The organism is Aliiglaciecola litoralis (assembly GCF_039523355.1).
Lineage (GTDB): Bacteria > Pseudomonadota > Gammaproteobacteria > Enterobacterales > Alteromonadaceae > Aliiglaciecola > Aliiglaciecola litoralis.
This window is the reverse complement of the sequence record NZ_BAAAFD010000005.1, coordinates 290,152-301,311: the sequence shown is the minus strand read 5'-3', so window position 1 is coordinate 301,311 and position 11,160 is coordinate 290,152. Positions and strand designations below refer to the sequence as shown.

The following is an 11,160-nucleotide window of genomic DNA, read 5'->3' as shown; positions in this document are numbered from 1 at the left end:
AATTCTGGACCTTTTGTAATCTGGTAGATTGAAAATAATGCGCCTAAAGTAAATCCGATTACAAGAAAGCGCATCAATCTTTGGGCGGTTTTATCAACTACGAATATCATGGCTACCTGTGCGAATAGACACAATGACTCCCTTTGATAATGCTAGCCTCCGCATTTTCGTGGGTTAGCTAAAAGCCACCAGAGCGCTGGCCGGAACCATAATTAGTTTGCTAAAGACTAAATCATTTGGAGGCTAGCATGAACAAACATAGCATAATTTTTTTAGCATTGGATACTCACAAAGAATTTAACGAAGTGGCTTATTGCGAAGAGCAACGAGGGGCACAGCCTGTGCATTATGGCAGAATACCGTCGTCTAAAGTCAGCATGAAAAAACTCATAAGGCAGTTCGAGTCTAAATATCCAGGTGCAACATTACATGTTGTCTATGAAGCAGGACCTTGTGGCTATTGGATTTATCGTTTGATCACCAGCCTAGGCCACTGTTGTTATGTGGTCGCACCGTCCCTCATTCCTAAAAAGCCGGGTGAACGGATTAAAACGGACAGACGTGATGCACTCAAACTAGTCAAATTACTCAAATCAGAAGATCTCACGCCTATCTATGTACCCGAGCCAGAAGATGAAGCGGTGCGGGATTTATCTCGCGCACGTGAAGCGGCGATGAAAGATTTAAAAGAAGCTAAGTACCAACTCAAAGCGTTGTTGCTACGTAATAATATTCGTTATGCAGGCTCCGCCAATTGGTCAAAGAAACACTTGCGCTGGTTAACCGAATTGATACTGCCCCACCCAGCTCAGCACATCGTTTTGCAAGAACAACTGCAAACCATTGAAGAACGAATACGTCGCTTAGAACGACTCGACAATGAGTTAACCCACCATGTATTTCAATGGCGATATTATCCTGTGGTAAAAGCAATTCAGGCAATGCGGGGAGTAAGATTACTAGTTGCAGTAGGCGTAGTCGCTGAACTCGGAGACTTACATCGTTTTGACCACCCCAGAAAACTAATGGCTTACCTCGGTCTGGTTCCCAGTGAACATTCGTCAGGCGGAAAACGGCATTTAGGGGCCATTACCAAATGCGGTAATGGTCGAGCAAGACGGTTACTCATTGAGGGCGCTCACAGTTATCGATACCCAGCTAATATCTCGACGGATATTCAATTACGACAGGAAGGCTTACCCAAAGATATCGTCGATATTGCGTGGAAAGCACAACTTCGATTGTGTAAACGCTATCAACGCATGAATAAAAAAGGCAAACATTACAATTTAATCATTACTGCAATTGCCCGAGAAATGGCAGCCTACATTTGGGCCATTGCCAAAGAGGTGGTACTCACACCAGTAAACCCCAAACTAAGATTAAGTCGAGTACCCGCATGATGACAAGTTTTGAGTTAACGCATTCGGATCAGGCCGCGGAATGTGGCACAACCTACGAGGGCGTTATGATGGCAGTAACTTAACCGTTATTGATCCACGAGCATAGACTGATGAGAAGGTGTCACGGCGGAACGAGTAAGGTCAGCTCTGCTTATTCACTGAATAAGTAACCTACGGATACCAGCATGACAACCGACGACATTACTGCCTCATCCGGTGCGTTAGCTCAATTTATTTGAGTGAAAGAATAATTAATTATGGACCGAAAAAATGTCAGGGAGACACTCGGTTTTTATTGACAAAGGGAGTCATACCAACGCTCTGCTAAGGGGCAGTTGCGAGTGTTGTTGGCGAAGCCAGCGAGCAACTGTCCCGCAGCGTTTTTTGCTGCATACTTGAGCAGCTTGTTATGTGAATGTTCATTTATTGTCATCATGTTTAGAATCTAATTTTGCTAACCAATTATTTAAAAGTTTGAGCTTCTGTTCCGGCAAAAATAAACATATAAGAAGACTTAGCCATACAACCCCTTCGAAAGTAATCGTAAAGTAAAAAGATGTGGGCTCTTTATTAATGTTACCACCACCACTTTTTACGAAAGCATCCCCAGTGTAAATTTCATAACCTAATGAAATAGATACAACAATAAATACAAAGCCAATAAACAATCTCAAAAATTTCTTATCCGCATTGGGGGTTGAAGTACACATTCACGCAAATTCACATAACGCCTCATTAAGAGGCAAATAAATAGCTGGTTATAATAAGCGAGGCACGAGCAAAAACCAGCTGTTTTTTGTCCTTTTGAATGACTTGTTATAAGTACATTCCCCTTAACTATCAATACCTTTTATTAATCTAGGTTTATTGATATATGAAAAAAACTTACATAATAAATAAATCACTAGTTGGATAATAAAAAACATCGCTGGCATATAGAACAACATTCCAAATACGACAAAACCAGCGTCATCAATTGTATCGTCGGTAAAATAGCTGACGAGTAACGCAACAGATAAGAAACTAAAAATTGACAATGTGATTGATAATTTTTTACGTCCTTTTTTCCATGCTCTGACTGGCAGAAACAAAAGAATAAAAGAAAAATAAATTAAGATTAATAATGTTTGAAAAATCACCTGAATCATAAGTACTTATAACGCTCCACTAAGGGGCGAGTGATAGTTGGCTAAAATGTGTAGCGAAGCGAAACCGAGCCAACTGTTACGAGTCCCGCTTTAGTGGCTTGTTAGGCGGTGAATCTGCAGAATCCGACGCCTTGGCTGCCGCGAACTGTTCCACGAATGATGTACAAGACTGCCGGTCTCGACGCGCGACTCTGAGACGGCAGCGCCCCCCCCTTGTACGAGGAAAACCCTGGAACACATCCATGCGCGTGCCTTGAACCCAGAGTACGGTGTAGAAGCCGCCGAGATACGAGCGCATTGAGACGGAAGCAACATCTACGAGAGGAACTTCACGTACCACGTGCTTGACCTTGAGCAAGCCCGTCAATGAGTCCACAAGCTGGATTTCAAGGCGGAGCGTGTTGTCATGGAGGTTGAGTAACCCATGACCCTTTAGCAGCCCCTGCCAAATGTCTGCAATGAAAAATGGAATCGTACTCAAAGAGGTAGCCTCCTGATCATGCGCAAAGTTTGCCTCGAAGCTGCCCTAGCCGCTTAACGCCTTACTAATAGGCGCATAAATGCTTGGCTAAAATTAGCGACGAAGGAGCGCAAGCCAAGCGTTTTGCGTCCTTTTGAGTAACTTGTTAGGTAACCTTATTCACCAAGCCCTTTTAAGATAACCTCAAAATGACCAGATTTAATAAGTGCTTCTACTTGCTCTTTTGCAGAAGGTGCAATCTTTGGGTACTCAGTCTCAAGGTAAACGACAATTTCTTCGGCAGTCCAAGGTCCAAGTGAAGTAACGTAATCAAAGAAGTCGTTTTGAATTTCCCGAAACGATTGGTATTCCTGTTTAGTAAGAACCACTTCCTTCTCAGTTATGACAATATGCACCTGTATTTCCTTGGTTACCTAACAGCTTATTATGTAGACATCACAGTAACAGGCATGTGCTTTCACTACTGACCTCTACATTTCTTATCTTAATATCAAAAGCTTACCTTATTATTTGGGTGTTTTACTAATGGTTTTCTTGTGTCTTACTGGGACTTCTCAGTTATCAAAGGGCGTTACTTAAAATTTAATATTCCTTTTCAATAACTTAGCTAATCCTGTTCTAACAAGTGCGTATTTACTGAGAATTCATGGTAATTCCAGGGGATGAGCAAGGTGGAAGAAAGTCGGCTTTTTGAATTTTACTGATCGTCAGAATGTCTTAGTCGACCATCCGCTTCTCGCTCTACAAAGATGCTTGTCAGATTGAGTAGAAACGTTTCCGAGTAAGTGTTAAATCAAGATGGACCACTATGGTTTTGTTACTCCTAGATCCATCCGAACTTCTGCATTTCGTCATTACAAGTAGATAGGATTTCATCTTCTATGTGTTTAGGTAATGTCACTTTTCGTGTAATTACACTCTCGTCTGCCACCGACAAGTTTTGTTGAAAGCTTGAGTTGCCTTTCCAAGGCAGGCCATAGTCAAAAAGCTGATCGATGTTTGGATTAATATCCAGTTCTAAAAAGGCGGAGAGCTTTTCGCAAGTCTCTGTCTTATTACCCACAAAGTCCTCAAATTTAAGCAATAAAAGATTGGCATCTTTACATTGTAGTAACCTGTTAGTTCCTCGCTTCCACGAGCGGATATATGTGCTTGCTAGTGGGGCCTTTCGACCATCAAAAAATTGTCGACTAATGAGCGAACTAATGACATTTAATGGATTACGAACGATTCCGATAGCCTTTCCGTTAAACTGCTGTAAAAAGGGGGGCACGTTATGCTCACACAACGTCACTTTTGTACCGACGTAACTATCTTGAGGGGCTGCCATTTGCTCAAAACATTGATGAATAATATCCCGATAATTTCGACACGTTTTAGTGTCAAATTTCAGCATGTATTGCTCTTCAATACCGGCTTCAATTCGCTTATTGTCTTTTTCTTTTGCCTCAAAAATTTTTCGAATGTTTTTATCAAGAGATAATTGTATAGACTCTCGTTGTTGTTGGTCGATTTGCAAACTGAAATCGAGAGGATGTTCAATGCCATCTTGAGTCCTGAACAAAACAGTTGCTCTGTCTCTATGCACAGATATAGATTTCTGTGCATTTAGAAAATTGGCTAACAATGTAGTACCCGATCTCATTTGACCGCAAATAAGTAACGCTTTTTTATTCATCATTAAGTTGTTTTGTCATTGTCATTGTCATTGTCATGATTATCATAGCCCGCCATTCGATAATACGAATGCATATTTATCAAATGCTCGCTAAGAGAACATAAATTTTCTGTTTCTTGGTTTAAAAATGCTTCTGTTTGCTTGTAAAGCCCAGGCTTAAACGATTCTTCATATTTTAAATCAATATCTACAGTTCGTATTGCAACACTTCCAATGTCTTGTACTTGCAATAGTTCCATTGGCCTAAAAATATAACGCCTTTTTGGCGTTGAGACTTCGAGACTCCATCTGCCCGGAGCGTTCCAGTTTGCATTGTAGGAGAACAGCGCATTTGTATCAGTTACTCCAGAACCGGCAAACACGGCACTGCGCTTGTGCCAACTAGTTTGGCCGCTTGTGAATGCCGATAGCGTTTTGGGTTTTCCGCCAAGGAAAAAAGCCAGATCAACAACATGACTAGTATTGGCTACAAACCAGTTCTCCTTTATGTCATCGTTAATGTCTAGTTTTGCAATAACGTGAGACCACTCAGTGAGCTCATATGACAAAGACTCAATATCGCCATCTTCAGCTATCATGCTTTGTGCAGCTATTACGGATGCATAAAAACGACGATTGTAGGCGACAAACACTTTTGCATCGCATTGTTTAGCCAACACTTGAGTTTGCTCAACTTGCTTAATATCCAACCCTGCAGGTTTTTCTACCAGTAACGCTTTAACCCCAGACTTAAGCAACAACTCACTGGCTTGGCTTAACATTTCAACACCCGTTGCCACTATCGCATAGGCTGGGATATCCGGATTACGTTGCAAAAACTCTTGGAGTCCGCCAGCAATGGCTCGGATTCCTGTTTGCTTGAGGAAGTTCGCCGCACTTTGTTCACTTCGAGTGATACAAGTAAATGTACGATTTTGAGCAGTTAGTACTTTGGCGTAGTCAATAGCCATGGGGCCAGCCCCAATCAACCAGATGTGGTCATTATTCATAATATAAAAAACTCGTAATTTTGAGGATTAAAACTCATAATTAAAGGCCTCAATGTCCTTAGCATATATGTCTGAAACCAGCTTAAAAGTCGTCTCATTGTAGAAACTTTGATAATTCTTCGGTCGCGGAGATGAGTTCAAGTGCTCTAATTCTAATTTCACATTCAAATCTTGGTTGATTTGCTCAATTCCCTGTTGTAACGATTCGAAGCGTAAAATCTTTTTCACATCAGCTAACCCATCGCGTCGGGAGATAAAGTTGACCTGTGGCATTAGCAAAAATTCATTGTACTTAGTGCGTAATTCTAAATACTGTTCAAAAGTATAAGACTTCAGCTTTGGGTAGCGAGACATTAATTGCCCCTGATAGTCAGTTTTCACATGAAAGTAGTAAGAGCTAACCGCGCGATCGTAAGGGTTTCTGACTACACAAAAGCTATAAGCATCTTGCCAAGACTGGGCATCTATACCATTTGCTGTGCTTAACCGTTTGAAGTTAACACTAGTATTCAGCAAAGAAAATGCTTTCATAAAACTGTTGCCAGCTGTTTTCGGTATATGGATGAACGCGACGATTTGCATAGTTTACTTACTCAAGTAATTGGACAAAGCAGTGACGCATCGTCTGCGCCAAAATGGCTCATATTGAGACTATCCAACATTAATTGATTCACTTTAAAGGCGTCGCTTAACGTGGGTAAAACACAGCGGTTTTGTTGTAAGCTGTTGATCACCTCTAAGGTAGTATCACTGACTCTGGGTGCATCAAATTCACATAATGGTTTATCAGTAAAATATGCTTTTCGTTTTGTTTCGTTTATCAAATATTGATGGCTGTCTGCCGTCGCTTTAAGCGTATAATCAATACTTGGGTCATCTAAAAGACTGGCTCGCAGTATTGCTCCGTTGGAATATTCAGCTGTTGCCACACCATAAAATGATTTGAGACTTGTATGTCTAGGGTTATTATTTTGTACCGCTAAAACGTCAACTTCAAGCTTTGTAATATCAGCACCGCTATTAAGAAATGCGCCTAAATCAAGGTAGTGGATTAGATTACAACCCAACTCCACGTTGCCTGCATTTACATCCAAATTGACGACTTTTTTTGCACATTCGCGCTGAATATCCTGAATAACGTTCGAAAACCGGTATATGTAATTGATGTATATTTGACTGTTACTGGTCGCTAAAAAATCTAAAGCTTGCTGGTAAAGCTGTACACTTTGAAATATCACCTTTTCAGATAAAATATTTGGAACCTGCAATTCAATTAATCGTTTGATGATGGGCAGCCTGTCGATTGAAAGCGTTGCAACTACGGCAATATCAAATCCGGGTTCTAAATCATTCATACTCACAAAACTTAATGAATGTATGGCTGATGTGGGTATCTCTTGCCACCGGCTTTTAGCTATCTCACGAGCCTGAATATTTGGTTCAACAACAACCACATTCACTGGTTGCTCAAGTTTGGCGATGCTCTGCAGATGTCTGCTACCGAGGTTACCTGCACCAACGAGTAGTATTCGTTTCAAAGTTCGTCCTTAAAACATGTCGATTCAAAAAAAGAAAGTACATCAGTGAAGTGGTTGTCTGAGCTCATTTGCAAAGCAGTATTTGAAAATTCTTGTGAAATATCTGGGACTGAACCTTTAGCAGGAATCGATATTTTCTGCGCAATTAAAATAAATTCATAAAAGCTTGTCGACGAGGCATCACAAGAATTCTTGCCTAAGTCTCCTCTTCGAGGAAATTTAATCAGATCTATCACTTCAAACCCCAAGTCACCCAGCACTGCACACAATTTATTAGCGTCAGTAAATCGGTGTGGAAACTTCTTTAATTTTGCGTTTCGTTCAGCCACCAGCGCGGGCCGGTCATCCATTGAATAATTGACGTTTTTAGCCGTTAGTAATATTTTCCCTCCGATATTGAGGACTCTATTAGCTTCAATTAAAGCCGCGGTCTGCTCAACAAGATCGAACACCGCCCAAACAAACAAAAAGTCAAAATAATCCGCAGGAAACTTAGTATCTTCTAGACCCGCTTTAATCAGCGCAACATAAGGTGAATGCTTAGCTTTATTCAGATAGTCATAGGATACGTCTATACCGAATACCTGCGATGAAAAGTCTGCCAACACTTGATAGTTTCTGCCACTTCCACAGCCAACATCCAAAATTCTATGGGTCTTTTTAATCCCTGCTTTTTTTAGATATAACTGCTGTACTGCGTCACCAGCAATAGGTAAGCCATCAATCGACTTTTTAACCGCATCGTCCCAATAATTCAGGTAATCCTTCGCAAAATAGTTACTCATATTTTATCCATAATAATGACAAACAAATGATGCAGATTCGCGCTCCCACAATACAACACAGCATTGTCCATAGTGGTCATTCGAAGCAATACCAAAAGTATCAATATCCTCTAATGGCACGGTCATGTCGTCAAAGTGATAGGTCCAGCATCTGAAGTTTTCTTGAAAATCAAAATTATCATGCAAATACCGTCCATCTTTAGTGCGTATAGCCAAAAATGGTTGAGGTCCAAATGTTGGATGATTACTGTTAACTTCCAAGACATTTCCGTTCAAACTGCAACTCAAGTCTAACTTTTCTGAAGGTTTCTCCAGCTTAAGAGATTGCCGCATTGCCTCCCTGCCATCGGAGTACTCAAACGTAACGTCAGTATATTTAGCCTTAGCTTTTTGCAACATCCGATGCACCGAGCTAATGTCATCGGTTATATCCCTAAAATCATGATTCGTGAAAGAAAGTATCGCAGGTTCACCGCGCTGGGCTTGTTCAAAAGCCAAGTCTACGTTTTGCTCATCCAACAACCTCAAGCGTGTTCCTATATTTAGGCATCTTCCAATCCACCGTCGGCAGTTGCCGGGGGTTTGATAATCATCATGGGATGGATGGTACGGTGTCCAGTGCTGAGGAGCTTTACGCCAATCACCAAATCGACCACCACTTAGGTCCTGTTGCAAGTGATCAGGATTATCACAAAACATAGACTGGTTAGCATATTCAAATGGAATGTATTGTTCCAAGAACCAATGACTATCAGGACGAGTAGTGTGGAACCCAGGTCGATAAACTGTAGGAAACCATTGACGGTCGATGATTTTATGCGCCAACAACTTAAAAATATTCGGCTGATAAGATAAATAATTAGTCGCAGGTTTATGAGCCTGATGATAAAAACCTACTGGGTGATGATGAAACTGAACGCTATCATTGGCTAAATCGGGTCGTTGACGATAATGATCGAACACCGCATGCAGTTTCATATCTCTACCACGGGGATTGTCAGTGAAACCAAAATGATCAATGCAATGCCAATTATAAAGCCACCCGTTTCCCGCAGAATCAGCATATTTACGTCTGAACTGATCTGACATTATCTCGTCGAGCATCTTATCAATGGATTGCCAGTCTTGGTGATAACCGAGTAATTTTGGATCGAAGACTTTGGCCACTTCTTGTTCAATACCACCAAGATCTATTTCACAACGTTGCAGCTTGTGCAGAGTTTCAATGCTGGGTTCTAGATCCAAACTAAAGATTTCTTTAGCCCGTTGAAATGTGGCTTGTAATGACTCAGCCAAAGGCCCTTCAGTATCAATACAATGCACTACATAAACAGTCTTATTCATTAAAAACCTCGAGAAAAAACAAATTCGGCTAAATCAAAATCCCATTGGGTATCGATATCGATTGAGCGTTGTTGCGGCATTGTGTAGGCAAAACTTTTGTCACCAGACAGGAAAAAGCTTTGCTGTTCAATGAACTTATTAGTATCGACAATATAAATTGCACCGTTTAAACGAAAATATTTGGGCAAATCCTGACTGCGTTGGGTATTTATTTTAGTCTCAATGAAATCCCGCATATTGTTGTCTTTGGGAAGTTGGCCAGCCCATAGTGGCGAATGCTCGCATTCACATACGGAAATCACGCAATTCGCCTGCCGATCTTGATACGTTTGATGTGCCGCGACAATATCTGCTGCCGTTCTAAGTGGTGACGTAGGTTGTAACCATGTGAGCGTGCTATATTGCTCAGGTGCAAGCGATGCCAATAAATCCAGTCCAACCTCGACCGGCGTAGAATCGTCACTAGCAAGTGAAGCAGGCCTTAAAAAGGGCACTTCTGCCCCAGCCTCACGGGCTACAGAGGCGATATGTTCTGAATCAGTACTGACAATAACCCGAGCAAATATATTAGCCTCGATTGCAGCCAATATAGTCCATTCGATTAACGCCTTTTGGTGCAAAATTTTAAGGTTTTTATTCTTTAAACGTTTGCTTCCGGCTCTGGCTGGAATGACCGCAATATGACTAGGCAAAGTTGCGGATGTAGTCATCTTGCGCCTGTTGAAAATCATCATACTGACCAATATCAAGCCAATACTCATGTACCGGAAAAACTTGCACACTTGCTTGATTTGATACACAACGGTTAATCAGCTCGGGCATATCAAGATATTCGTTTCGACCTACCGATTGTAAGGCTCGCTGACCAACGACATAAATACCGGCATTGACAAAATGGCTCTTGGTCGGCTTTTCTACAACGCCAATTAATTTATCACCTTTGGTTTCTATCACACCGTAGGGTATTTTATATTCATATTCCCTAACACACATTGTGATATCGGAATGAGAAACAGTGTGATAATTGATGAGGCTAGCAAAATCCAGTTTCGTTAGAAGGTCACAATTCATTACCAACAAGGGCAAATCATTGTTCAAATTTGGCAATAATCCCAGCCCACCGGCGGTACCTAAAGGCTCAGATTCATAGATGTACTCAATATCGACACCCCATCGACTACCATCACCAAAATATTCCTTTATTAGCTCTGGTAAATAATGCACAGAGATATAAAAATGCTGAAATCCAGCTTCTATTAAACTAATTAAGATAGTCTCCATAATGGGTTTATTACCCACTTTGAGCATCGGCTTAGGACAAGACTTTGTCATATTACCTAAGCGCTTTCCAAAGCCACCGGCCATCAGTAAAACCGGGTTGTCGATTTTAGGTTTGCTAAAAAACTCTTTAAATTGAATAAGGTCGATGACTTTCCCGTCTTTAAGTACGGGCATAACAAGCAAATCCTTTTTTTCCATAATTGAACGGATCATGCTCAACGGTGTGCCTATTTGCACCGTAATAGGATTGGGGTTCATGATTTCCTGCACTGCGGAATCCAACGAGTTATGGTTCAAAATCGCTCGCCTGATATCGCCGTCGGTTAAGGTACCGAGCAAACTATTATCAGTTGCTACAACTAACACAATCCTTGAGCTATTCAGATCAATAACTTGCATAGCCTGCAAAATGGTCGCCTGAGGCGACACGGTAATTTTTTGCCAATTCGTTTTATTCATCACATTTTCAGCTCTACATCACGGTGCACAGGAGTGACCACTCTCCTATCTACA

General features: G+C 41.2%; 11 protein-coding genes. 1 reads left to right on the top strand and 10 read right to left on the bottom strand.

Going from position 1 to position 11,160, the window contains the following annotated elements:
* Positions 1 to 248: 248 nt before the first annotated feature.
* Positions 249 to 1,403, top strand: coding sequence for an IS110 family RNA-guided transposase (locus ABD036_RS11200; RefSeq protein ID WP_342804460.1), 1,155 nt, complete (start codon positions 249 to 251; stop codon positions 1,401 to 1,403).
* 419 nt (positions 1,404 to 1,822) lie between these two features.
* Here ABD036_RS11200 and ABD036_RS11195 read toward each other — a convergent pair whose 3' ends face one another.
* From ABD036_RS11195 to ABD036_RS11150, 10 genes are all read right to left on the bottom strand, one after another.
* On the bottom strand, positions 1,823 to 2,113 hold the full coding sequence (locus ABD036_RS11195) for a hypothetical protein (protein ID WP_343859905.1): 291 nt from the start codon (positions 2,111 to 2,113) through the stop codon (positions 1,823 to 1,825).
* Positions 2,114 to 3,187: 1,074 nt separating this feature from the next.
* Positions 3,188 to 3,427, bottom strand: coding sequence for a hypothetical protein (locus ABD036_RS11190; RefSeq protein ID WP_343859903.1), 240 nt, complete (start codon positions 3,425 to 3,427; stop codon positions 3,188 to 3,190).
* Between the two features lie 428 nt (positions 3,428 to 3,855).
* Complete coding sequence (locus ABD036_RS11185) at positions 3,856 to 4,713, bottom strand: sulfotransferase (protein ID WP_343859901.1); 858 nt, start codon at positions 4,711 to 4,713, stop codon at positions 3,856 to 3,858.
* Complete coding sequence (locus tag ABD036_RS11180; RefSeq protein ID WP_343859899.1) at positions 4,713 to 5,699, bottom strand: Gfo/Idh/MocA family protein; 987 nt, start codon at positions 5,697 to 5,699, stop codon at positions 4,713 to 4,715. The genes ABD036_RS11185 and ABD036_RS11180 overlap by 1 nt, the downstream gene beginning before the upstream one ends.
* Positions 5,700 to 5,726: 27 nt before the next feature.
* Positions 5,727 to 6,281: a sulfotransferase family 2 domain-containing protein gene (locus tag ABD036_RS11175; protein WP_343859897.1), complete on the bottom strand. Its 555-nt coding sequence runs from the start codon at positions 6,279 to 6,281 to the stop codon at positions 5,727 to 5,729.
* 11 nt (positions 6,282 to 6,292) lie between these two features.
* The gene (locus ABD036_RS11170) at positions 6,293 to 7,237 is read right to left on the bottom strand and encodes a Gfo/Idh/MocA family oxidoreductase (RefSeq protein WP_343859895.1); all 945 of its coding nucleotides are present in this window, start codon (positions 7,235 to 7,237) and stop codon (positions 6,293 to 6,295) included.
* On the bottom strand, positions 7,234 to 8,022 hold the full coding sequence (locus ABD036_RS11165; RefSeq protein WP_343859893.1) for a class I SAM-dependent methyltransferase: 789 nt from the start codon (positions 8,020 to 8,022) through the stop codon (positions 7,234 to 7,236). The genes ABD036_RS11170 and ABD036_RS11165 overlap by 4 nt, the downstream gene beginning before the upstream one ends.
* 3 nt (positions 8,023 to 8,025) lie before the next feature.
* The gene (locus ABD036_RS11160; protein WP_343859891.1) at positions 8,026 to 9,366 is read right to left on the bottom strand and encodes a hypothetical protein; all 1,341 of its coding nucleotides are present in this window, start codon (positions 9,364 to 9,366) and stop codon (positions 8,026 to 8,028) included.
* A complete protein-coding gene (locus ABD036_RS11155; protein WP_343859889.1) occupies positions 9,366 to 10,076 on the bottom strand; it encodes an acylneuraminate cytidylyltransferase family protein in 711 nt (236 codons plus the stop codon). The genes ABD036_RS11160 and ABD036_RS11155 overlap by 1 nt, the downstream gene beginning before the upstream one ends.
* A complete protein-coding gene (locus tag ABD036_RS11150) occupies positions 10,051 to 11,106 on the bottom strand; it encodes a nucleotidyltransferase family protein (protein ID WP_343859887.1) in 1,056 nt (351 codons plus the stop codon). The genes ABD036_RS11155 and ABD036_RS11150 overlap by 26 nt, the downstream gene beginning before the upstream one ends.
* Positions 11,107 to 11,160 lie beyond the last annotated feature (54 nt).